The sequence below is a fragment of the Streptomyces sp. NPDC058295 genome (genome assembly GCF_042880655.1).
GTDB lineage: Bacteria > Actinomycetota > Actinomycetes > Streptomycetales > Streptomycetaceae > Streptomyces > Streptomyces coriariae.
In genome coordinates this window covers 213,072-236,522 of record NZ_JBHVYO010000004.1, presented here as the reverse complement: position 1 = coordinate 236,522, position 23,451 = coordinate 213,072, and the positions used below count along the sequence as shown (strand labels likewise).

Annotated in this window: 18 protein-coding genes; 13 read left to right on the top strand and 5 right to left on the bottom strand. The window is 71.4% G+C overall.

The genetic code is table 11. From position 1 onward, the window contains the following. Nucleotides 1-20: 20 nt before the first annotated feature. Nucleotides 21-1,550, top strand: coding sequence for a tRNA (N6-isopentenyl adenosine(37)-C2)-methylthiotransferase MiaB (gene miaB, locus ACFVYS_RS06485; protein ID WP_389499429.1), 1,530 nt, complete (start codon nucleotides 21-23; stop codon nucleotides 1,548-1,550). A 61-nt stretch (nucleotides 1,551-1,611) separates the two neighbouring features. Continuing rightward, a complete protein-coding gene (locus tag ACFVYS_RS06480) occupies nucleotides 1,612-2,328 on the top strand; it encodes a class III extradiol dioxygenase subunit B-like domain-containing protein (RefSeq protein WP_389499427.1) in 717 nt (238 codons plus the stop codon). 124 nt (nucleotides 2,329-2,452) lie between these two features. On the opposite strand, the gene ACFVYS_RS06475 is transcribed toward ACFVYS_RS06480, so the two are convergent. Together ACFVYS_RS06475 and ACFVYS_RS06470 are read right to left on the bottom strand one after the other, a co-directional pair. Continuing rightward, a complete protein-coding gene (locus tag ACFVYS_RS06475; protein ID WP_355703477.1) occupies nucleotides 2,453-2,722 on the bottom strand; it encodes an antitoxin in 270 nt (89 codons plus the stop codon). A 24-nt stretch (nucleotides 2,723-2,746) separates the two neighbouring features. Beyond that, entirely contained in the window at nucleotides 2,747-3,070 is a 324-nt protein-coding gene (locus tag ACFVYS_RS06470; protein WP_389499425.1) for a hypothetical protein, read from the bottom strand. Nucleotides 3,071-3,251: 181 nt separating this feature from the next. On the opposite strand from ACFVYS_RS06470, the gene miaA reads away from it, so the two are divergent. The 6 genes from miaA (at nucleotide 3,252) to hflX (ending at nucleotide 11,566) form a co-directional block, all read left to right on the top strand. Continuing rightward, nucleotides 3,252-4,190, top strand: a complete 939-nt coding sequence (gene miaA / locus ACFVYS_RS06465; protein WP_389499423.1) for a tRNA (adenosine(37)-N6)-dimethylallyltransferase MiaA — start codon at nucleotides 3,252-3,254, stop codon at nucleotides 4,188-4,190. 108 nt (nucleotides 4,191-4,298) lie between these two features. Further along, entirely contained in the window at nucleotides 4,299-4,808 is a 510-nt protein-coding gene (locus ACFVYS_RS06460) for a hypothetical protein (RefSeq protein ID WP_327187760.1), read from the top strand. Between the two features lie 73 nt (nucleotides 4,809-4,881). Next, nucleotides 4,882-5,751 carry a diaminopimelate epimerase gene (gene dapF, locus ACFVYS_RS06455; RefSeq protein ID WP_389499421.1) on the top strand — a complete coding sequence of 290 codons (870 nt, stop codon included), beginning with the start codon at nucleotides 4,882-4,884 and terminating at the stop codon, nucleotides 5,749-5,751. A 300-nt stretch (nucleotides 5,752-6,051) separates the two neighbouring features. Further along, nucleotides 6,052-8,247: a RelA/SpoT family protein gene (locus ACFVYS_RS06450; RefSeq protein ID WP_389499419.1), complete on the top strand. Its 2,196-nt coding sequence runs from the start codon at nucleotides 6,052-6,054 to the stop codon at nucleotides 8,245-8,247. 178 nt (nucleotides 8,248-8,425) lie between these two features. Next, a complete protein-coding gene (locus ACFVYS_RS06445; protein ID WP_389499418.1) occupies nucleotides 8,426-9,937 on the top strand; it encodes a M1 family metallopeptidase in 1,512 nt (503 codons plus the stop codon). A gap of 135 nt (nucleotides 9,938-10,072) precedes the next feature. Continuing rightward, nucleotides 10,073-11,566 carry a GTPase HflX gene (gene hflX, locus ACFVYS_RS06440; protein ID WP_389499416.1) on the top strand — a complete coding sequence of 498 codons (1,494 nt, stop codon included), beginning with the start codon at nucleotides 10,073-10,075 and terminating at the stop codon, nucleotides 11,564-11,566. Nucleotides 11,567-11,640: 74 nt separating this feature from the next. Here the strand turns inward: hflX and ACFVYS_RS06435 are convergent, their stop codons facing one another. Further along, on the bottom strand, nucleotides 11,641-12,840 hold the full coding sequence (locus ACFVYS_RS06435) for a hypothetical protein (RefSeq protein ID WP_389499414.1): 1,200 nt from the start codon (nucleotides 12,838-12,840) through the stop codon (nucleotides 11,641-11,643). A 211-nt stretch (nucleotides 12,841-13,051) separates the two neighbouring features. Beyond that, nucleotides 13,052-14,275, bottom strand: coding sequence for a trypsin-like serine peptidase (locus tag ACFVYS_RS06430; RefSeq protein WP_389499412.1), 1,224 nt, complete (start codon nucleotides 14,273-14,275; stop codon nucleotides 13,052-13,054). Between the two features lie 522 nt (nucleotides 14,276-14,797). On the opposite strand from ACFVYS_RS06430, the gene ACFVYS_RS06425 reads away from it, so the two are divergent. The 4 genes from ACFVYS_RS06425 to ACFVYS_RS06410 all read left to right on the top strand — a co-directional run bounded on the left by ACFVYS_RS06425 (nucleotide 14,798) and on the right by ACFVYS_RS06410 (nucleotide 21,340). Next, nucleotides 14,798-16,396, top strand: coding sequence for a diaminobutyrate--2-oxoglutarate transaminase family protein (locus tag ACFVYS_RS06425; RefSeq protein ID WP_389499410.1), 1,599 nt, complete (start codon nucleotides 14,798-14,800; stop codon nucleotides 16,394-16,396). 157 nt (nucleotides 16,397-16,553) lie between these two features. After that, on the top strand, nucleotides 16,554-18,491 hold the full coding sequence (locus ACFVYS_RS06420) for an IucA/IucC family protein (protein ID WP_389499408.1): 1,938 nt from the start codon (nucleotides 16,554-16,556) through the stop codon (nucleotides 18,489-18,491). A gap of 78 nt (nucleotides 18,492-18,569) precedes the next feature. After that, a complete protein-coding gene (locus tag ACFVYS_RS06415; protein ID WP_389499406.1) occupies nucleotides 18,570-19,193 on the top strand; it encodes a GNAT family N-acetyltransferase in 624 nt (207 codons plus the stop codon). 170 nt (nucleotides 19,194-19,363) lie between these two features. Continuing rightward, a complete protein-coding gene (locus ACFVYS_RS06410; protein WP_389499404.1) occupies nucleotides 19,364-21,340 on the top strand; it encodes an ATP-dependent DNA helicase in 1,977 nt (658 codons plus the stop codon). 169 nt (nucleotides 21,341-21,509) lie between these two features. Here ACFVYS_RS06410 and lexA read toward each other — a convergent pair whose 3' ends face one another. Next, a complete protein-coding gene (gene lexA, locus ACFVYS_RS06405) occupies nucleotides 21,510-22,289 on the bottom strand; it encodes a transcriptional repressor LexA (RefSeq protein ID WP_093779254.1) in 780 nt (259 codons plus the stop codon). 582 nt (nucleotides 22,290-22,871) lie between these two features. Here lexA and nrdR point away from each other — a divergent pair. After that, nucleotides 22,872-23,441, top strand: a complete 570-nt coding sequence (nrdR, locus tag ACFVYS_RS06400) for a transcriptional regulator NrdR (RefSeq protein ID WP_389499507.1) — start codon at nucleotides 22,872-22,874, stop codon at nucleotides 23,439-23,441. The last annotated feature ends 10 nt before the right edge of the window (nucleotides 23,442-23,451 follow it).

Genomic DNA, 23,451 nt, shown 5'->3' with positions numbered 1-23,451 from the left:
GGAGCGCCTACCCTTGAGCCATGACCAGCAGCAGCGACCGGAGCCTCGCAGTGGACGTTCACACACCCAAGAGCTACGAGATCCGCACCTATGGGTGCCAGATGAACGTCCACGACTCCGAGCGATTGTCCGGGCTGCTCGAAGAAGCCGGGTATGTGCGTGCCCCCGAGGGCTCCGACGGTGACGCGGACGTCGTCGTCTTCAACACCTGCGCGGTGCGCGAGAACGCCGACAACCGCCTCTACGGCAACCTCGGCCGGCTCGCGCCGAGGAAGGCGAGCCGGCCCGGGATGCAGATCGCGGTCGGCGGCTGTCTCGCCCAGAAGGACCGCGACACCATCGTGAAGAAGGCGCCCTGGGTGGACGTCGTCTTCGGTACGCACAACATCGGCAAGCTCCCGGTCCTGCTGGAACGCGCGCGCGTGCAGGAAGAGGCCCAGGTCGAGATCGCCGAGTCGCTCGAGGCCTTCCCCTCCACCCTGCCGACCCGGCGCGAGAGCGCCTACGCGGCGTGGGTGTCGATCTCCGTCGGCTGCAACAACACCTGCACTTTCTGCATCGTCCCGGCCCTGCGCGGCAAGGAGAAGGACCGCCGCACCGGCGACATCCTCGCCGAGATCGAGGCGCTGGTCGGTGAGGGCGTCTCCGAGATCACCCTGCTCGGCCAGAACGTCAACGCCTACGGCTCCGACATCGGCGACCGTGAGGCGTTCGGCAAGCTGCTGCGCGCATGCGGCGCGATCGAGGGCCTGGAGCGCGTCCGCTTCACCTCCCCGCACCCGCGCGACTTCACCGACGACGTCATCGCCGCCATGGCGGAGACGCCCAACGTGATGCCGCAGCTGCACATGCCCCTCCAGTCCGGCTCGGACACGGTCCTGAAGGCGATGCGCCGGTCCTACCGGCAGGAGCGTTACCTCGGGATCATCGAGAAGGTCCGGGCCGCCATCCCGCACGCGGCGATCACCACCGACATCATCGTGGGCTTCCCCGGCGAGACCGAGGAGGACTTCGAGCAGACTCTGCACGCGGTCCGCGAGGCCCGTTTCGCGCAGGCGTTCACCTTCCAGTACTCCAAGCGCCCCGGCACCCCGGCCGCGACCATGGAGAACCAGATCCCCAAGGAGGTCGTGCAGGCGCGCTACGAGCGTCTCGTCGCCCTTCAGGAGGAGATCTCCTGGGAGGAGAACAAGAAGCAGGTCGGCCGCACCCTGGAGCTGATGGTGGCCGAGGGCGAGGGCCGCAAGGACGGCGCCACCCACCGTCTGTCGGGCCGCGCCGCCGACAACCGTCTGGTCCACTTCACCAAGCCGGAGCAGGAGGTGCGTCCCGGCGATGTGGTGACCGTCGAGGTGACGTACGCCGCCCCGCACCACCTTCTGGCCGAGGGTCCCGTCCTGGAAGTGCGCCGCACGCGCGCGGGGGACGCCTGGGAGAAGCGCACCGCCGAGAAGGCGGCGAAGCCGGCCGGCGTCCTGCTCGGCCTGCCCAAGATCGGCGTGCCGGCGCCGCTGCCGGTGGCCACGGGCAGCGGCTGCGGCTGCGACTGACAGCCGACGCCACGCCTGGTCGGTGGCCCCGCGGGTCCGGTACGGGGTTACCCTGCCGATCATGCTTGTCGCCGCCGCAGTCTGTCCCTGTCCGCCCCTGCTGGTACCCGAGGTCGCCGCGGGCGCCGCTGCCGAACTGGACACCGCGCGAGCCGCCTGCTCGGACGCACTGGCCGTGCTGGCCGCCGCCCGGCCGGACCGGCTCGTGGTCGTCGGGCCGGCCGAGCAGTCCGGGCGTGGCCCGCACCCGGAGGGCGGCCGGGGTTCGTTCGCCGGCTTCGGGGTGGATCTCGTCGTAAGGCTGGGCCGGGGCGGCGGGGACCCGCCGCCCGCACGCGAACTGCCGCCGTCCCTCGCCGTCGCCGCCTGGCTGCTCGACCGGGCGGGGTGGTCGGCCGCCCCCGTCGAGGGGCTCGGCGTCGGGGAACCGCTCGCGGTCGACCGGTGCGTCGAGGTCGGCCGGGGCATCGGCGCGGCGGCGGATCGGGTCGCGCTGCTGGTCATGGGCGACGCCAGCGCGTGCCGGACGCTGAAGGCGCCGGGCTATCTCGACGAGCGTGCGGCACCGTTCGACGCCGAGGTCGCGCGGGCGCTCGGCACGGCGGACCTCGCGGCCCTCAAGGCGCTGGACGCCGAGTTGGCGTACGAGCTCAAGGCCTCGGGCCGGGCGCCCTGGCAGGTGCTGGCGGGTGCGGCCGAGGACGCGGGGCTGGCGGGCGCGCTGCTCTACGAGGACGCGCCCTACGGGGTGGGATACGTGGTCGCGACCTGGTCGTAGAAGGCCGGACGGCGGCGTCGTACGGCCCCCGGCCGAGCGGCGCCGACCGGTGGAACGGCGGACGGCCGCGAGCGTTTCCGCCGCTCGGCCGTCCGCCGATCGATGGGCCGGCGTGAGGTGTTGCTCAGGAGGCCGGCGGGGGAGTGTTCGGCGGGGTGAAGGTGTCGCCGCCCCCGGCGGGTTCGTCCTTGTGCGCCAGCCGGTCCATGGCGCCCTTGGCCTTGCCGGTGCCCGACTGGATCCGGTCGCTGTACTTGCCCTTGGTCTTCTCGTCGACGACCTTCGCGGCCTTGTCGAGACCGTGCTGGACCTTGTCCCCGTGCTGTTGCGCGAGGCCCGAGACCTTGCCCTTGGCCGGGGAGAGTCTGGCCTTCAAATTGTCCAAAAGACCCATGGGGCACCTTCCTCGCGGGTTCCGCTACGTGCGGGCGCCTTCGCCCGCTTCGCTGTCGGCCGCCTCTTCGGCGGACTGCTGCCGGGGAATCTCGACCCCGTCGGTGCCGGCGACGGCAACCGGTTCCGTCGTCTTTTCCGTCTCCGGCTCGGCGGCGTTCCCGGCCTTGTCCGCCGTCTCGGCCTTCTCTGCCTCGGCCGACTCCTGTGCGGAGGGCGACTCGCCCCTTCGCTCCGCCTCGACGCCGTCCACCGGCGTTCCGGTCGATGCGTCGGCGGCGCTCGTCGTCTCCGCCGTCGCCTCCTCCGTCGCCTTCGACCTCCGGAAAATTCGCGCCAATACGCCCATATCCACTCCATACGGTACTCGTGCGGGCGAAATCCCGCGTTGGCCGGTACGTCCGTTTGCGTCACCGGGGTCACCGCCCCCGCGAAGGGTGACGGGAATCTCGCAACGGGCAACGACCCCGGAGCGACGTCGTCACGTAACTCGTTCGAGGGCGGTGGCCGGGGTTTGCGAGACTGGTGCCGTGAGCAGCGCACCCCCCGCCCCCCGCGTCATCGCCGTCGTCGGACCGACCGCGGCCGGAAAGTCCGATCTGGGCGTTTTCCTGGCCCAGCGGCTCGGCGGCGAGGTCGTCAACGCCGACTCCATGCAGCTCTACCGAGGGATGGACATCGGTACCGCCAAACTGACGCCCGAGGAGCGCGGCGGCGTCCCGCACCACCTCCTGGACGTCTGGGACGTGACGGAGGCCGCCTCCGTCGCCGAGTACCAGCGGCTGGCCCGGGAAAGGATCGACGCCCTGCTCGCCGAGGGCCGTTGGCCGATCCTCGTCGGCGGCTCCGGGCTGTACGTCCGTGGCGCCGTCGACAACCTGGAGTTCCCCGGCACCGACCCCGAGGTCCGGGCCCGGCTGGAGGAGGAGCTCACGCTGCGCGGTTCAGGTGCGCTGCACGCCCGGCTGGCCGCCGCCGACCCCGAGGCCGCGCACGCCATCCTGCCCGGCAACGGCCGCCGTATCGTGCGGGCCCTCGAGGTGATCGAGATCACCGGCAAGCCCTTCACGGCCAACCTGCCCGGTCACGACTCGGTCTACGACACCGTCCAGATCGGGGTCGACGTGGCGCGCCCCGAACTCGACGAGCGCATCGCCCGCCGCGTCGACCGGATGTGGGACGCGGGGCTGGTGGACGAGGTCCGCGCGCTGGAGGCGCAGGGCCTGCGTGAGGGGCGCACGGCCTCGCGCGCGCTCGGCTACCAGCAGGTCCTCACCGCCCTGACCGGCGAGTGCACACAGGACGAGGCGCGCGCCGAGACGGTCCGTGCCACCAAGCGCTTCGCGCGCCGTCAGGATTCGTGGTTCAGGCGCGATCCGCGGGTGCACTGGTTGAGTGGGGCCGCGGCTGACCTCACAGAACTTCCGGGGCTCGCGCTGGCGTTGGTGGAACGACCGGTCACAGCCTGATCACGTCATGGCATCGGGACGCCCAGGCCGTCATCCGGGCGTCCGACGCCGTGCCATCATCGAGCTTCGATCGACCAAGTGGAGTCCGAGTTGGGAGGGCGCGTGGCGATGGAGGCCGGCCCTCGCGACACCGCAAAAGGCACCGAGCACCTCACCACCGAGCGTGGTGAACCGGAGCCCGAGGAAGGCGGTCTGAGCCCTGACGGGCCGGACGAGGACGACACCCGGGACGGCGTGAGCGACGACGGTCCCGAGCCCGAGGAGATGTTCGCGGGCGGACCCGAGGTCGAGGTCGAGCTGCGCCCGCAGCGCCGGCTCCGGATCTGGCAGCTCGCGCCCATCGTGGCGCTGGCCGCCGGCGGCTCCCTGATGTTCGCCTTCCCGCTCGCCTTCGACTTCGGTGACAGCGGCGCCATGATCGCCATGCTCGGGCTGCTGATCTGCTCCTGCGCGGCCGGCTGGGGCATGACGGCCGCGCGCCGCGTGGGTTACACGTGGCCCGGTCTGCCCCAGCGCGGCTCCGGGCGCCGTCCCGACTGGCGGGTCGTCCTCGCGTACGTCGTGATGGTCGCCGCGGTGGTGGCCCTGGCCGTCGGGCGGGTCGCCCGGCTGCGCTGAGCTCCACGCGCGCGTGCCCACCGGCGCTGCCGCCCCGGGACGGGGTGTCCTGGCCACCCCGTACGATCGAGGAATGAGCACGCGGATCGCCTTCCTCAAGGGTCACGGCACCGAGAACGACTTCGTGATCGTCCCGGACCCGGAGAACGCCATCGACCTCCCTCCGGCCGCCGTCGCCGCCCTGTGCGACCGCCGGGCGGGCATCGGCGGCGACGGACTGCTGCACGTCGTGCGGTCCGTCGCGCACCCCGAGGCGAAGGACATGGCGGCCGAGGCGGAGTGGTTCATGGACTACCGCAACGGCGACGGCTCCGTCGCGGAGATGTGCGGCAACGGCGTCCGGGTGTTCGCGCGTTACCTCCAGTACGCCGGGCTCGTCACCGAGGGCGACATCGCGGTCGCCACGCGCGGGGGCGTCAAGCGCGCGCACCTCGACAAGGAGGGTGACGTCACCGTCGGCATGGGCAGGGCCCGCCTCCCCGAGGGAGACGTCACGGTGAGCGTCGGCGAGCGAAGCTGGCCCGCGCGGAACGTGAACATGGGCAACCCGCACGCCGTCGCCTTCGTGGCGGACCTCGCGCACGCGGGCGACCTGTCGGCCCCGCCGCCGTTCAGCCCCGCCTCGGCCTACCCGGACGGGGTCAACGTCGAGTTCGTCGTGGACCGCGGTCCGCAGCACGTCGCCCTGCGCGTGCACGAGCGCGGGGCCGGCGAGACCCGCTCGTGCGGCACGGGCGCGTGCGCAGTCGCCGTGGCGGCCGCGCGCCGGGACGGCACCGACCCGGCGGCCACCGGTGTGCCGGCGACGTACGTCGTGGACGTCCCCGGCGGACGTCTGGTGATCACCGAGCGGCCCGACGGCGAGATCGAGATGACCGGGCCCGCAGTGATCGTGGCCACAGGCGAGATCGATCCGGAGTGGCTGGAAACAGTCGCCCGCTGATTGCGCGAGAGCTTGGCATCGGAGGCGGGAGCGGCCTGACGACCCGAAGGGCTGCTCCCGGGAGTCCGGTCGGGGGCTCGAATTCACGATCGAGATCAGGCCGGGTGGCTCAAAATCTCAAACCCCCGATCCGTCGCTCGAATGGGTGATCCGTTTCACGCTCGGCGAGAGGCGGTCGGTCGCGCGTGATGGGCTCGGTAGCATCAAGCACCGGCCCGGACGGGGGACCGTTCGCCAGTCCCCTGAGCCGTGTCCGCCCTGGGACACCCCGTCCGCCGGTCCACGCAGCCGGAGGTGCCCATGAGTGCGGAGGCCACGAATCCCGCGACCCCAGGCCCGGTAGTGCCATCAGCGCCCCGCAGGCGCAGTCGCCCCCGGATCGACCTGCGTCGCCTCGGCCGGGCAGCGCTGCTCGGCCCGGCCTCCCGCGGCCGGCTGCCCGACGCGATCGGTCACGTGGTCGAGGCCCATCGCGCCCACCATCCCGACGCCGACCTTGAACCGCTGCACCGCGCCTATGTGCTGGCCGAGTCCTCGCACCGCGGCCAGATGCGCAAGAGCGGCGAGCCCTACATCACCCATCCGCTCGCCGTGACCCTGATCCTCGCCGAACTCGGCGCGGAGACCACGGCCCTGACGGCCTCGCTGCTCCACGACACCGTCGAGGACACCGATGTGACGCTCGATCAGGTCGGCGAGGAGTTCGGCGCCGAGGTGCGCTATCTCGTCGACGGCGTCACGAAGTTGGAGAAGGTCGACTACGGGGCGGCCGCCGAGCCCGAGACCTTCCGCAAGATGCTCGTCGCCACCGGCAACGACGTCCGCGTGATGTCGATCAAACTCGCCGACCGGCTGCACAACATGCGCACCCTGGGCGTGATGCGGCCTGAGAAGCAGGAACGCATCGCCAAGGTCACCCGCGACGTCCTCATCCCGCTCGCCGAACGCCTCGGTGTCCAGGCCCTCAAGACCGAGCTGGAGGACCTCGTCTTCGCGATCCTCCATCCCGAGGAGTACCAGCACACCCGCGAACTGATCGTCGACAACGCCTCCCGCGCGGACGACCCCCTCGCGGAGTTCGCCGAGGCGATGCGCACGGTCCTGCGCGACGCCGACATCCAGGCCGAAGTCCTCATCCGGCCACGGCACTTCGTCTCCGTGCACCGCGCGTCCCGCAAGCGCGGCCGGATGCGGGGCGCCGACTTCGGCCGGCTGCTGGTACTGGTGAACGAGGACGCCGACTGTTACGCCGTCCTGGGCGAACTGCACACCTGTATGACGCCGGTCGTCTCGGAGTTCAAGGACTTCATCGCGGTTCCCAAGTTCAACCTGTACCAGTCGCTGCACACCGCCGTCGCCCGCGAGGACGGCCAGGTCGCCGAAGTCCTCATCCGCACCCACCAGATGCACAAGGTCGCCGAGGCCGGCGTCATCGCCCTCGGCAATCCCTACACGGCTCCCGCGGAGGAGCAGGCCCGGGGGCGGGTCCCGGCCGACGAGGAACGCGTCGACCCGACCCGGCCCGGCTGGCTCTCCCGCCTCCTGGACTGGCAGGAGGCCGCGCCCGATCCCGACACCTTCTGGTCCACCCTGCGCGAGGACCTCGCCCAGGACCGCGAGATCACCGTCTTCCGCCCCGACGGCGGCACGCTCGGCCTGCCCGAAGGAGCCACCTGCGTCGACGCCGCGTACGCGCAGTACGGCGAGGACGCCCACGCCTGCATCGGCGCCCGGGTGAACGGCCGTCTGGCGACCCTCAGCACCGTTCTGCGGGACGGCGACACCGTCCAGCTCCTCATGGGCCAGGACCCCGCCTCGGAGCCCTCCAGGGAGTGGCTGGAGCACGCCCACACCCCCGCCGCCCGCATCGCCATCCAACGGTGGCTGGCAACGCACCCCGCCCCGGCCGAGCACGAGGGCGCGGAGCCGGCGGAGGGCTCCGGGGCGGTGAAGGCCACCAAGGCCGCCGAGGCGACCGCCCGGCCCGTGGCCGATACGGCCACGCCGGACGCCCCGGCCTCGCGGCCCGGCGCCGCGATCACCGTCGTCGGCCGGCCCGACGCGAGCGTCCGGCTCGCCGGGTGCTGCACACCCGTGCCCTTCGACGAGGTCACCGGCTTCGCGGTGCGCGGGGGAGTGGTGACCGTGCACCGCGCCGAGTGTTCCGCCGTGGCGCGCATGGCGAACGCGGGGCGCGAAGAGGTCGACGTGCGCTGGGGCGACACCAGCGGCTGCCGGGTCACCCTGGTCGCCGAATCGTTCGGCCGCCCCCATCTGCTCGCCGACCTCACCGAGGCCATGGCACTGGAGGGCGCCGAGATCGTCTCCGCGACCGTCGAGCCTCCGAGCCAGCAGCGGGTGCGCCACACGTACACCGTGCAACTCCCGGACGCCGGCCACCTGCCCACCCTCCTGCGCGCCATGCGGAACGTGCCCGGCGTCTACGACGTGGGCCGCGCGCAGCATCACGCTTCCGCCTCCCCGGAACCGGCGTAGGCCGTGCCCACGCGCGCGTGAGGTGGACGGCCGCGCCGCTGTCCACGCGCGCGTAAAGCGAGGGCGCCTCGCGCGGTCGTCCTCCCGAGCGTCAAGCACCTGCGCGTGCGCAACCCGTTCGAGTGGGCCGGGCGCGCGTCGCCGACGCCACGGACGTGCGCGCTGGTAGCGGTGGTGCATGCTGCTCACCCCTCGCGCCCGGCTGAAATCCGCGCTCCTCGCCTCGGCCGTATCCGTCTGCCTCGTCGCCGCGAGTGCCCCGGAGGTACCGCTCGGCGTCGGCGACCGCCTCTTCCCGTACCTGGGCAACCCCGGGTACGACGTCGCCTCGTACGACCTGGCCTTCACCTATCCCGGCACCAACACCAAGCCCCTCCAGGCGGTCACCACCATCGACGCGTGGACCACCACCGCCCTGGACCGGATCAACCTCGACTTCGCCCAGGGCAAGGTCGAATCGGTCGAGGTCGACGGCGCACCCGCCACGTTCAGCAGCGCCGGCGACGACCTGGTGGTCACCCCGGAGGACGCGCTGCCGGCCGGCAGCTGGATGCGGATCACCGTGCGGCACACCAGCGATCCCGTGAGCACCGGCGGCCGGGACGGCGGCTGGGTACGGACCGCGGACGGCCTCGCCATGGCCAACCAGGCGGACGCCGCGCACCTGGTCTTCCCGTGCAACGACCACCCCTCCGACAAGGCGATGTTCACCGTCCGGATCACCGCCCCCAACGGCTACACGGCCGTCGCGGGTGGGCTGCCGACCGGGGTCGAGCGGACCGGCGAGGCCACCACCTGGACCTATCGCACCCAGCACCCCATGGCCACCGAGCTCGCCCAGGTGTCCATCGGGCGCTCCACGGTCGTGCACCGCGAGGGGCCGCACGCGCTGCCGGTACGGGACGTCGTGCCCACGAAGGACCGCGAAGTCCTCGAACCGTGGCTGAAGAAGACCCCCGGCCAGATCGCCTGGATGGAGGGCAAGGTCGGCCCCTACCCCTTCGAGACCTACGGCCTGCTCATGGCGGAGGCCTCCACCGGGTTCGAACTCGAGACACAGACCCTCTCCCTGTTCGAGCGAGACCTCTTCACCGAGCCCGGCTATCCCCAGTGGTACGTCGAGTCGATCATGGTGCACGAGCTGTCCCACCAGTGGTTCGGCGACAGCGTCAGCCCGCGCACCTGGTCCGACCTGTGGCTGAACGAGGGACACGCCACCTGGTACGAGGCGCTGTACGCCGAGGAGAAGGCGGGGCGCACCCTGGAGGCGCGGATGAAGGCGGCGTACGGCGCCTCCGACCGCTGGCGCACCACGGGCGGCCCGCCTGCGCAGCCCAAGGCCCCCAACCCCGGCCAGAAGATCAGCATCTTCCGGCCCAACGTCTACGACGGCTCGGCCCTCGTCCTCTACGCCCTGCGCCAGGAGATCGGCCGCACCGCGTTCGAGCACCTGGAGCGGGCGTGGGTCCACAACCACCGGGACTCCACGGCGACCACGGCCCACTTCGAGCGCCTAGCCCAGGAGATCTCCGGACGCGATCTGGCCCGGTTCTTCAAGGAGTGGCTGTACGGCGAGAAGACCCCGCCGATGCCCGGCCACCCGGACTGGAAGCCGGCGGCACCGCTCGCCAAGGGCGAGCCGAAGGCCGCACCGAAGGTCGCCCCGCCGGCCGCGCGGGCCGCGAAATAAGGCCGTGACGAGACGGGCCGTACCGTGCGACCATCGTGAGGTCGGTGCAGCGCGGGACACGGGAATCTCCCGGTGCTCTCGCGCGTTGTCCCCCATGAAGACAGCCGTACCGGCATCCAACGACGTAAGGACCCAATGACCTCCTCTTCTTCCCCTTCCCAGGACACCCAGCGCGTTGCGAACGCCTACCCCGAAGGTCTCCGGGCCGATGCCCTGATGGAAGAGGACGTCGCCTGGAGCCACGAGATCGACGGAGATCGGGACGGCGACCAGTTCGACCGCTCCGAGCGCGCGGCCCTGCGCCGCGTGGCGGGCCTCTCCACCGAACTCGAGGACGTCACCGAGGTCGAGTACCGCCAGCTCCGCCTGGAGCGGGTTGTGCTCGTCGGTGTGTGGACCACGGGAACCGCACAGGACGCGGACAACTCCCTCGCGGAGCTGGCCGCCCTCGCGGAGACGGCGGGCGCCCTGGTGCTCGACGGCGTCATCCAGCGCCGTGACAAGCCCGACGCGGCCACCTACATCGGCTCCGGCAAGGCCCAGGAGCTGCGCGACATCGTGCTCGAGACGGGCGCGGACACCGTCATCTGCGACGGTGAGCTCAGCCCGGGCCAGCTGATCCACCTCGAGGACGTCGTCAAGGTCAAGGTCATCGACCGTACGGCCCTGATCCTGGACATCTTCGCCCAGCACGCCAAGTCCCGAGAGGGCAAGGCGCAGGTCGCGCTCGCGCAGATGCAGTACATGCTGCCGAGGCTGCGCGGCTGGGGTCAGTCGCTGTCCCGTCAGATGGGCGGCGGCAAGGGCGGCGGCCTCGCCACCCGTGGTCCCGGTGAGACCAAGATCGAGACGGACCGGCGCCGGATCCGCGAGAAGATGGCGAAGATGCGCCGTGAGATCGCGGAGATGAAGACCGGCCGCGAGATCAAGCGCCAGGAGCGCAAGCGCCACAAGGTGCCGTCCGTCGCCATCGCGGGCTACACCAACGCCGGCAAGTCGTCGCTGCTCAACCGTCTCACGGGCGCGGGCGTCCTGGTCGAGAACTCCCTGTTCGCGACCCTGGACCCGACCGTGCGCCGGGCGGAGACGCCGAGCGGCCGCCTGTACACGCTGGCGGACACGGTCGGCTTCGTCCGGCACCTGCCGCACCACCTGGTCGAGGCGTTCCGCTCCACCATGGAGGAGGTCGGCGAGTCCGACCTGATCCTGCACGTGGTGGACGGCTCGCACCCGAACCCGGAGGAGCAGCTGGCCGCCGTACGCGAGGTGGTCCGGGACGTCGGCGCCACCGGCGTGCCCGAGATCGTCGTGATCAACAAGGCGGACGCGGCCGACCCGCTGACGCTCCAGCGGCTCATGCGGATCGAGAAGCGCTCCATCGCCGTCTCGGCCCGCACCGGCCAGGGCATCGAAGAGCTGCTCGCGCTGATCGACAACGAGCTGCCGCGGCCGTCGGTCGAGGTGGAGGCGCTCGTGCCGTACACCCACGGTGGCCTGGTCGCCCGCGCCCACACCGAGGGCGAGGTGATCTCCGCGGAGCACACGGCGGAGGGCACCCTGCTGAAGGTGCGGGTGCACGAGGAGCTGGCGGCGGACCTCGCGCCGTACGTACCGGCTCCGCTCGGCTGAGCCGTAGCAGCCCGCGCTATGCCCGAAGGCCCGCCCCCGCGTCGAGCGGGGAGCGGGCCTTCGGCGTGCTCGGGTCACTGACCGCCGTACGTCTTGCTCATGTTCTGGTAGAGCGCCTCGGCCTCCTGGCCGAGCTGGGGCCCCGCCAGCCAGCTGTTGTCGGCCGGGCCGATCGAGGTGTTGGAGACCAGCTCGGTCCTGCCGTCCGCCACCCGGAACCAGCCGCCGCCGGACGAACCGCCGGTCATCGTGCAGCCGATGCGGTACATCGTCGGCAGCGACGGGTCGAGTGAGAACCGCCCCGGCCGGTCGAGGCACTTGAACATCTTCAGTCCGTTGTAGGGCGGTGCCGCCGGGTAGCCCCAGGCGCCCATCGAGGCGACCTCGGTCGCGGACGGCGCGGAGAAGTCCACGTCCAGTGCGCCGCCGACCGTCTCCTCCAGCGACTTGGAGCCCTGCTCCGGCGTCACGTGCAGCACGGCGTAGTCGTACGCGGCTCCCGCGCCGCCGGTGTCCGATCCGCCGGCGATCCACTCGTTCGACGTCGACGCCCAGTCGGCCCACCAGTTGCCGTAGGGGGCGATCTCCGACGCCGTGGCGTCGCCGAGCTGGGCCTCCGTCTTGCCGAGGTCGTTGTAGGCCGGGACGAAGACGAGGTTGCGGTACCAGCCGCCGTCGCCGCCGGCGTGCACACAGTGCCCGGCCGTCCACACCAGGTTGGACCTGCCCGGGTGGTTCACGTCCTTGACGACCGTGCCGGAGCAGACCATCGCCCCCTCGGGCGAGTCGAAGAAGACCTTGCCGACCGGGGCCGCGTTCTCGTGGTACGGAGTCTTCTCGGCCTCCGCCTTCACGGTCGTCGGATCCGGGTCGCTGACGCCCTGGTCGGCGGCGGCGTCCTTGGTGGTGACGGTCTTTTTCGCCTCCTTCGCGGACTGCATCCGCTCGGGCTTCCACAACCCCTCGATCACCGGATTGACGAAGTCCTTGGCCGCGCTGAGCCACTTGTCCTTGTCCCAGTCCTGCCAGCCGCCGTCGGCCCACTTGTCGACGTCGACGCCGTGCTTCTCGAGCTTGTCGGCGATGTCGGCCGGGACCCGGACCTTGCCGTCGCCGGAGCCGGTGGCCGTCTTGGAGGCGGTGGCGTCGGCCTCGGTGTCGTCGGAGCCGCTGCACGCGGTCGCCGTCAGAGCCAGGGCGGTGACGAGCCCGGCCGCGAGCAGGGTGCGCCGTCGGCCGTGTGGGCGCGCGGCGGGCGTACGTGTGAAACGCATGGTGCGATGTCCCCCGTTGAAGCGTGTGAAGGTGAAGCGTGTGGATCGTCGAAAGTCCGAGCCGACCTGGAGTGTCATGAGCCTGACAGGGCGCGGTGCCGGGTCGACGCCGCGCTCGCTCACAGGTGACACCCCATCATGCCCGTGGAATTCGGGACGAACGGCGGTGGGACGGTGAAGGTTCCCGTCAGGCGTCCCACCGCCGATCAAGCTACTGACCGGCGAACTTGTCGCTCACCGAGTCGTACACACCCTTGGCCACCTCACCCAGCCGCGGCCCCGCGAGCCACCCCGCATTCACCGGGCCGATCGAGGTGTTGGACACCAGCGCGGGCTTCCCGTCCGGCCCCGCCGCCACCCAGCCGCCGCCCGACGAACCGCCGGTCATCGTGCAGCCGATGCGGTACATCGTCGGGTCCGAGGCACTCAGCGAGAACCGCCCGGGCTTGTCCTGGCACTGGTAGAGCTTCTGCCCGTCGTACGGTGCCGCCGCCGGGTAGCCGGTCGCGGTGATGCTGCTCACCTTCGGCACCGCCGGGGCGTTGAAGTTCACCGGGAGAGCCGAGCCGACCGTCTCCTCCAGGGACTTGCCCGTACCGCCCTCCTCCGGCGTCACATGGATGACGGCGTAGTCGTACGAAGCACCGTCACCGCCGGTCTGCCCGCCCTGCGCGATCCACTGGTCGGACGTCTTCGTCCAGTCGCCCCACCAGACCCCGTAGGGGGCCACCTGCTCCTTGGTGGCCGTCTCCAACTGCTCGGCCGACATGCCCGAATCGTTGTACGACGGCACGAACGCGATGTTGCGGTACCAGCCGCCGCCCTTACCGGCGTGCACACAGTGTCCGGCCGTCCACACCAGGTTGGACTTTCCGGGGTGAGCGGGATCCTTCACGACCGTCGCCGAGCAGACCATCGTGCCCTCGGGGGAGTCGAAGAGCACCTTGCCCGCCTCGGCGGCGTTCTCGTGGTACGAGGGCGAAACGGCCTTCGCGTCCACCTCCTGCGGCGTCGGGTCGGTCACGCCCTGGTCGCCGGAGAGGTCGTTCTCGTCGACACTCCGGTCCGGGTCCTCCGCCTCCCGCATCCGGTCCGGGTCCCACAGCCCCTCGATGATCGGGTTGACGTAGTCCTGCGCCTCACGCAGCCAGTCGTCCTTGTCCCAGTTCTTCCAGGCGCCGTTCTTCCACTTGTCGAGGTCGATCCCGTGCTCTTTGAGCCTGTCCTTGATGTCGTCCGGGATCGTGATCTTGCCGTCGCTGCCGGTCGACGCCGTCGCGCCGGCCTGGTTGTCCGCTTCGGTGTCGCCCGAATCACAGGCGGTCGCGGTGAGCGCGAGCACCGAGGCGAGGGCCACGGCGCCCAGTACGGGGGAGGTTCTGCGGCGCGCGTTCCTCCCCCGCCGAGCGGTGAACGACGGCCGTATGGATCGCATGATCTGACTCCCCCTGCTGTCAACGAACTTGAAGTACCGGCCGACCCCGCCGAGTGGAACTCATGGTGATCTCACACCGAGTTCAAGCGGGTCTCACGGCCATGTGTGATGCCACCACACGATATGCGGTCGCCGCGGGGGACTCCCGACCGAATGGCAACTGTTCCGCCACAGACCGCGGACGGAACAGACCGCGGACGGAACAGACCGCGGACGGAACAGGCCGGGAGCGGGCGGCGGTGGGCCGCACGGGCGCCACCGGCGCCGACGTGGGCAAGGTCCTTCCCGAACGACCCGTAACCAGCGCGGCCGTGCGGTGTTGGTAGCGATGAGGGCTGCTGTGTGTGCCCGCCCTTCGACGGGCGGGAGGACAGGGGGAGGCGTGGCCGTGACCGAGCCGGTACCCGGGGAGGCCCCGCGGGGCGTACCACCGGAACTCGCCCCGACGGAGCCTCGGACGCCGGATCGCCCGTCGCCGGATCTTCCGTCGCGGGAACCCTCCTCGCCGGACCGGCCGCCGCGGTGAGCCGGACGGACGGGCGGCCCGCGCACGAGGGGATCCTGCGGCGTCAGTCGGCTCGCGAGTCCGCTGCGCGCACCTATGCGCGTGCCCTGCCGATCGTGCCGGTACGGGCGCGCGGGCTGACCATCGAGGGCGCGGACGGCCGCCGTTACCTCGACTGTCTCTCGGGCGCCGGAACCCTCGCGCTCGGCCACAACCACCCCGTCGTGCTGGAGGCCATCCGCAGGGTCCTCGATTCGGGGGCACCCCTGCACGTCCTCGATCTCGCCACCCCGGTCAAGGACGCCTTCGTCACCGAACTGTTCCGGACACTGCCGCCCGGTCTCGCCGACCACGCGCGTGTGCAGTTCTGCGGACCGGCCGGTACGGACGCCGTGGAGGCCGCACTCAAGCTGGTCCGGGCCGCCACCGGCCGCTCCGGTGTCCTGGCCTTCACCGGTGCCTACCACGGGATGACCGCCGGATCCCTCGAAGCCTCCGGGGGCGCCTTCGACGTGCGGGTGGCGCGGCTGCCCTATCCGCAGGACTACCGCTGTCCCTTCGGTATCGGCGGTGAGCGCGGCGCCGAACTCGCCGCCCGCTGGACCGAGTCCGTCCTCGACGATCCCAAGTCGGGGGTGCGGCAGCCCGCGGGGATGATCCTCGAACCGGTCCAGGGCGAGGGCGGTGTGATTCCCGCGCCGGACGGGTGGATGCGGCGTATGCGGCAGATCACGGCCGAGCGCTCGATCCCCCTGATCGCCGACGAGGTCCAGACGGGCGTGGGCCGCACCGGTGCCTTCTGGGCGGTGGAGCACAGCGGGGTCGTCCCCGACGTGATGGTCCTGTCCAAGGCCATCGGAGGCAGCCTGCCGCTCGCCGTCGTCGTCTACCGCGACGCCCTCGACGTCTGGCAACCCGGTGCCCACGCGGGCACGTTCCGCGGCAACCAGCTCGCCATGGCCGCGGGTACGGCCACCCTCGCCTACGTCCGCGAGAACGGCCTCGCCGAACGCGCGGCCACCCTGGGAGGCCGCATGCTGGGGCAACTCCGCCTTCTCGCCCAGGAGTTCCCGTGCATGGGAGAGGTGCGGGGTCGCGGGCTGATGATCGGGGTCGAGATGGTGGATCCCGAGGCCGGAAGCGGGTCCGGCGCGATCGGCGCCCCGCAGGCCGTCGCGCGGACCGGTGACGAGCCCGGCGCGTCGGCCGACGGTGTCCGGACCCCTGACGTCACGCACCGCCCGACGCCGCCTTCGGCTCCCGGGCGCTCCCCCCACCCCGCTGCCCCTGCGCTGGCCGCCGCCGTCCGACGGGAGTGCCTGCGGCGGGGCCTGATCGTCGAACTCGGCGGACGCCACGCCAGCGTCGTACGGCTGCTTCCGCCCTTGACGATCACCGACGAGCAGGCCGCCGCGGTGCTCGACCGGCTGTCGGACGCGGTGGCGGCGGTGTCCCGCGAACACCTCCGCGGCACGGGCCCGAGGGTGCCCGATCAGCCGAACCATCAGCCCGAGCACCGACACCAGCCGGAGCACCGACCCCAGCCACTGAACCGGCCAGGGCGGCAGCCGGGGCCGGACCGGCGCCAGGACGGTCATGCCGGGTGGACGGGGTAGCCCCGGGCAACCGCCGGCGTACCCCCGAGCCCGCGGACGCCGGCGGGACCGGTGCCGACCGCTCCACCGGTGTGCGTCGCCCATACGACCCGCGGGCGTGCGGGCTCCCCACCACCGCCTGCTCGCGGCCGACCCCACCACTTCACGAGGAACGACCTTGACCACCTCCTCCCACCAGTCCACCTCCCGTACGTCCCCCGTCCCCCACCAGCAGGGAGACGCCGTCCACGTGGCATCGCCGAGCCACCTCGCCGACCTCCTCGACCACCCCGATCCGCACACGGCCGCCGACGCGGCCGCCGTGGAGAACCTGCTGCGCTGCTGGGTGCGCGAGACGGGCGTGCCCGCACCCCACGACGGCGTCCTGCGCCTGCCGCTGTCCGCCAGCAACATCACCTTGCTCGCCCCCGTCCACTACTGGTCGCCGACCGGCTGGCACCGCTTCGGCCTCCCGCGCCTGGCCGGCGCGCCCGAGCACTCCCCGCCCGCGGACGCCGTCACGGTTGCGGCCCTGCTGGTCCGCGAGACGCTCCGGGACGGCGGCCCGCCCGACGGAACCGCCGAGGCCGTGGCAGCGGCCCACGCGGGCGCGCTTCAGGTGGAGCGCGCCACCGCTCCCGAGCCGACGCCCTGTTCTGCGCACACCAGCAGGAGCAGCGGGGAAGGCATCGACCTCGTCGCCCGCGTCGCCGACTCCGTCCGCCGCACCGCGGTGTTCATCGGCGAGCGCCGGGAACGGCCCGACGACCGACCCGACCTGTTCCTGACCGCCGAACAGGCACTGCTGCTCGGGCATCCGCTGCACCCGACGCCGAAGAGCCGGGAAGGCCTCTCGGAGGGCGAGGCGTGTCTCTACTCTCCGGAGTCGCGTGGCTCCTTCCCCCTGCGCTGGCTCGCTGTCGCTCCTTCCCTGGTCGCCACCGACTCCGCCTGGACCGAAGGCGGCCGCCCCGTCCCCGCCGCCCGGTTGACGGCCCGACTCGGCGCCGGGCTGCCGTTGCCGACCGGGTTCGCCGCCCTGCCGGTGCACCCGTGGCAACTGCGCGAGGCCCGGCACCGCTCCGAGGTCGCGGCCCTGTTCGACGCCGGGCTCCTCCAGGACCTGGGCGCCCATGGCCCTTCGTGGCATCCGACCTCCTCCGTACGCACCGTGCACCGGCCCGGAGCCCCCGCGATGCTCAAACTGTCGCTCGGCCTGCGCATCACCAACTCCCGTCGTGAGAACCTCCGCAAAGAACTGCACCGCGGTGTCGAGGTGCACCGGCTTCTGCGCGCGGGCCTGGCCAAGCAGTGGCAGGCTGCCCACCCGGACTTCGACATCGTCCGAGACCCGGCCTGGCTCGCGGTCGACGGTGCCGACGGCCTTCCGCTGACGGGCCTCGACGTGATGATCCGCCACAACCCGTTCGCCCCTCAGGACGACGTCTCCTGCATCGCCGGTCTCGTCGCACCCCGGCCGGACACGGCTTGCGCCCGCCGCTCCCGGCTGGCCGCGATCGTCGGGCACCTTGCCGTACGGACAGGCCGGCCGCTGTCGGCTGTCGCCGCCGAGTGGTTCCTGCGCTACCTGGAGCAGGTCGTCCGCCCCGTCCTGTGGCTCGACGGTGAGGCAGGGATCGCCCTGGAGGCGCATCAGCAGAACACGCTCCTCCTCCTGGACCCCGACGGCTGGCCCGCCGGCGGCCGCTACCGCGACAACCAGGGCTACTACTTCCGCGAGTCCAGCCGCGCGGAACTCGAGGACCGGCTGCCCGGCATCGGCGAACACAGCGACACCTTCGTCTCCGACGACGTCACCGACGAGCGCTTCGCCTACTACCTCGGCATCAACAACGTGCTCGGACTCATCGGCGCGTTCGGTTCCCAGCGGCTCGCCGACGAGCAACTGCTGCTCGCCGCCTTCCGGCGCTTTCTCGCCGACGCCGCCTCCGGCCCCCGCCGGCTGCGCTGCTCGCTGCCCGCCCGGCTGCTCGACTCGCCCCGCCTGCGCTGCAAGGCCAATCTGCTCACCCGGTTGCACGGCCTCGACGAACTCGTCGGTCCCGTGGACACCCAGTCCGTGTACGTCACCATCGCCAACCCCCTGTGCTCCTGAGCCGTCGCTTCACCGGCCATCGACCCCTGCCCTTCTCCGAGGGGCACATCCCGCCCGACCTGCCGAGAGGAGGCTGCCGTGGCTCCCGTCGGGACGGCCTCCGACAGCCGCCGTACCCTTGCCGCCGCCTCCGACCTGCTCGACGGCGTCCGCGGCTGGGGGACCGCCACCACCCCGACGGGTGCGTTCCACCTGGTCCCCGTGCAGGTCGAGAGGGACCTTCCGCTCGTCTGCCGGTGGATGAACGACCCCGTCGTCGCGGCGTTCTGGGAACTGGCGGGGCCCGAATCCAGGACGGCGCGACACCTGCGCCGCCAACTCGACAGCGACGGGCGCAGCATCCCCTGCCTCGGGCTACTGGAGGGCCGGCCGATGAGCTACTGGGAGATCTACCGGGCGGACCTCGACCCGCTGGCGTGCCACTATCCGGCCCGACCGCACGACACCGGCGTCCACCTGCTCATCGGCGGTGGCGCCGACCGCGGGCGAGGGCTTGGCAGCCGTCTGCTCGGGGCCGTCGCCGACCTGATCCTCGACAGGAGGCCCGCTTGTGCCCGCGTCGTCGCCGAACCCGACCTTCGCAACATTCCGTCCATCGCCACCTTCCTGAGTGCGGGCTTCCGGCTCCTCGCAGAGGTCGACCTGCCCACCAAGCGGGCCGCCCTCATGGTGCGGGACCGGGTCCCGTGTGATCCGTCATGACGGTGAGTGATCGAGCCGTCACACCTGGAACGCCCGTCACCGCGCAACAGTTCCCCCCCGCCGAAGCCCGGCTTCCCCGCCCCCACCGAGAAACGCACCGTCTTGATCCCTTCCCTCCCGTCCGCCTTGACCACACGTTTGTCAGTGCCGCGCCGTAGGGTGGTCGCGCTATGACGAAGCCCTCACTCCCCGAACTCCTGCACGCTGCCGTCACCGCTGTCGGCGGCACGGAGCGCCCCGGCCAGGTGACCATGGCCGAAGCCGTCGCCGAGGCGATCGACGACGGATCCCATCTGCTGGTCCAGGCCGGCACCGGCACCGGTAAGTCGCTCGGCTACCTCGTGCCCGCACTCGCGCACGGGGAGCGCGTCGTGGTCGCGACCGCCACGCTGGCCCTCCAGCGCCAGCTCGTGGAGCGGGACCTGCCGCGTACGGTGGACGCGCTGCACCCGCTGCTGCGCCGCCGCCCGGAGTTCGCGATGCTCAAGGGCAGGTCGAACTACCTGTGCCTGCACCGCCTCCATGAAGGCGTCCCGCAGGACGAGGAGGAGGGCCTCTTCGACCAGTTCGAGGCCGCCGCACCCACCAGCAAGCTGGGCCAGGACCTGCTCCGGCTGCGGGACTGGTCGGACGACACCGAGACCGGTGACCGGGACGACCTCACGCCGGGGGTCTCCGACCGGGCCTGGGCACAGGTGTCGGTGTCCTCCCGGGAGTGCCTGGGAGCCACGAAGTGCGCCTACGGCGCCGAGTGCTTCGCGGAGCTGGCCCGCGAGCGCGCCAAGCTCGCCGAGGTCGTCGTCACCAACCACGCGCTGCTCGCCATCGACGCCATCGAGGGCGCGCCGGTCCTTCCGCAGCACGAGGTGCTGATCGTCGACGAGGCGCACGAGCTGGTCTCGCGGGTCACCGGTGTCGCCACCGGCGAGCTCACCTCCGGCCAGGTCAACCGGGCCGTACGCCGGGCGGCGAAGCTGGTCAACGAGAAGGCCGCCGACCAGCTGCAGACCGCCGCCGAGGGCTTCGAGCGGCTCATGGAACTGGCGCTGCCCGGCCGTCTGGAGGAGATCCCGGAGGACCTCGGGTATGCCCTCATGGCTCTGCGTGACGCCGCGAGGACCGTCATCTCGGGGATCGGCGCGACCCGCGACAAGTCCGTCCAGGACGAGGACGCGGTCCGCAAGCAGGCCCTGGCGTCCGTGGAGAGCGTGCACGATGTGGCGGAGCGGATCGTCAACGGCTCCGAGTACGACGTCGTCTGGTACGAGCGCCACGACCGTTTCGGCGCCTCCCTGCGCGTCGCGCCCATGTCCGTGTCGGGCCTGCTGCGGGAGAAGCTCTTCGCCGACCGCTCCGTGACCCTGGCCTCGGCGACCCTGAAACTGGGCGGGGACTTCAACGGTGTGGGCGCCTCGATGGGGCTGGCGCCGGAGGGCACCGAGGGGGAGGACGTCCCGCAGTGGAAGGGCATCGACGTGGGGTCGCCCTTCGACTACCCCAAGCAGGGCATCCTCTATGTGGCCAAACACCTGTCGCGTCCCGCGCGGGACGGCGACCGCGGCGACATGCTGGACGAACTGACCGAGCTGATCCAGGCGGCCGGCGGTCGCACGCTCGGCCTGTTCTCCTCCATGCGGGCCGCGCAGCTCGCCGCCGAGGAACTGCGCACGCGTGTTCCCGAGTTCCCGATCCTCCTCCAGGGCGAGGAGACACTCGGTGAGCTGATCAAGAACTTCGCGGCGGATCCGCAGACGTGCCTCTTCGGCACGCTGTCGCTCTGGCAGGGCGTCGACGTCCCCGGTCCCAGCTGCCAGCTGGTCGTCATGGACAAGATCCCGTTCCCGCGCCCGGACGATCCCCTGATGAGCGCCCGCCAGAAAGCGGTGGAGGATTCCGGCGGCAACGGCTTCATGGCCGTCGCGGCCACGCATGCGGCGCTGCTGATGGCCCAGGGTGCGGGACGACTCGTCCGGGCGTCGGGGGACCGTGGCGTGGTCGCCGTGCTGGACCAGCGGCTGGCGACGGCCCGCTACGGGAGCTACCTGAAGGCGTCCCTGCCGGACTTCTGGTACACGACGGACCGCAACCAGGTCCGCAGGTCGCTCGCGGCGATCGACGCGGTGGCCAAGCAGGCGGAGGCACAGTGAAGGAGGGGGCCGTCCCGCTTCCGGGGCGGCCCCCCTCCTTCACCGCTGATCCTTCACTGCTGATCGGGCTCATGGCCGATCGGGCACAGCACAGGGCCCCGGAACCGGCGCAGGGATCCCGGGGCCCAGTTTCAGGGGGCGGACGGAGGTGTCCCGTCCACCGCCGTACTCAGACGCGGCGGAGTACGGCCACCACCTTGCCGAGGATGGTCGCGTCGTCGCCCGGGATCGGCTCGTAGGCAGCGTTGTGCGGAAGGAGCCACACATGGCCGTCCTCGCGCTTGAAACGCTTGACGGTGGCCTCGCCGTCCAGCATCGCCGCCACGATGTCGCCGTTCTCGGCGACGGGCTGACGGCGGACGGTGACCCAGTCGCCGTCGCAGATCGCGGCCTCGATCATCGAGTCACCGACGACCTTCAGGACGAACAGCTCGCCGTCACCCACCAACTGCCTCGGGAGGGGGAAGACGTCCTCGACCGACTCCTCGGCGAGGATCGGGCCACCGGCGGCGATACGTCCGACCAGCGGGACGTACGACGCGGCGGGCTTGCCGGCGGTGTCCGTGGGCTGCACGGAGCTGGCCTGGTCGGAACCTCGGACCTCGTAGGCGCGCGGCCGGTGCGGGTCGCGGCGCAGGAAGCCCTTCCGCTCCAGTGCCATCAGCTGGTGGGCGACCGAGGACGTGCTGGACAGGCCTACCGCCTGACCGATCTCCCGCATGGACGGCGGGTAGCCGCGCCGTTGTACGGAGTCCCTGATGACCTCGATCACTCGGCGCTGCCGGTCGGTGAGTCCCGAGCTGTCGGCGCGGATGCCTGGAGGTCGCCCAGGCAGAGAGCGCTTGTGTGCCTCGGGATTCATGGCTTCGTTCATGGCATGCACCGGCTCGAGTCGGCCCTGGGAGCGGTCCTGGGCAGTGATGGTGGCACTGTCTGCGGTGGTGGTCACGTCGGCCCCTCTCGATTGTCTCCCTGCTGGACAACGGTAGTTGCTTTCGAAAGGTTGCGCCAAACACACGTTCGAGTGAAAAAGCGTGGATAGCCTGACTTGATCATGTGTCGGGGTGTATGGCTAACGTGCCGCCCGCGGACAAAAGGGCTCATTGTTGTACTCTTCACCGCCGAGACGGATGGCCCGGTGGGGTGTGGCCTCAGTCTGCCATCCGGCGCCCCGCAGACCGGGAATTGGGCCCGCTCTGCGCGAGAGTCCCACCTGTCCTCCCTGCGGCGCCCACGGTATCGCCGTATCCGGCGCGCCGATACGGGTGCACGCACGCGTGCGCGGGTGGTTTTCGGGTGCTGGGTGTGACGGCGGGATCGCGAGGGGTGAAGGTGTCGGACGCGACACGCGTCGCAGCCTGGACGTATGGGCCAAGCCCCCATATGTAGTGGTTGGATTGCACCAGCGGCCCAGAAGTTGTGGTCCCCGGTGTCTTCGGATGCTCATGGATCCCCTATGCTTGGGGCTGCTTCGAGGGGCCCGTGAGGTCCGGCGAGGCCATTGAGTCTGCTGTGAGGAGGGTTGGAGTTCATGCACTGCCCCTTCTGTAGGCACCCCGACAGCCGCGTCGTCGACAGCCGTACGACGGATGACGGCACGTCGATCCGCAGGCGCCGCCAGTGCCCTGACTGCTCCCGTCGTTTCACGACCGTGGAGACGTGCTCGCTCATGGTGGTGAAGCGGTCCGGAGTCACCGAGCCCTTCAGTCGTATCAAGGTCATCAACGGCGTGCGCAAGGCATGTCAGGGGCGGCCTGTCACCGAGGACGCGCTGGCTCAGCTCGGCCAGCGGGTCGAGGAGGCGGTCCGGGCCACCGGAAGCGCCGAGTTGACCACCCATGACGTGGGGCTGGCCATACTCGGCCCGTTGCAGGAGCTCGACCTCGTCGCCTATCTGCGATTCGCCTCTGTCTACCGGGCGTTCGACTCGCTCGAGGACTTCGAGGCCGCCATCGCGGAACTGAGGAACCAGACGGCACGCCCCGCCGCGGACGACGACGACCGCGAGGGCGATGCAGGGACTGTAGTGGGGAGCCGGGAAGACGAAGGCGGGCCCGGAGGGACCGTGCAGGTCCCCGAGCCCGCCCACGCCGCCGACTGACCGGAGGGCC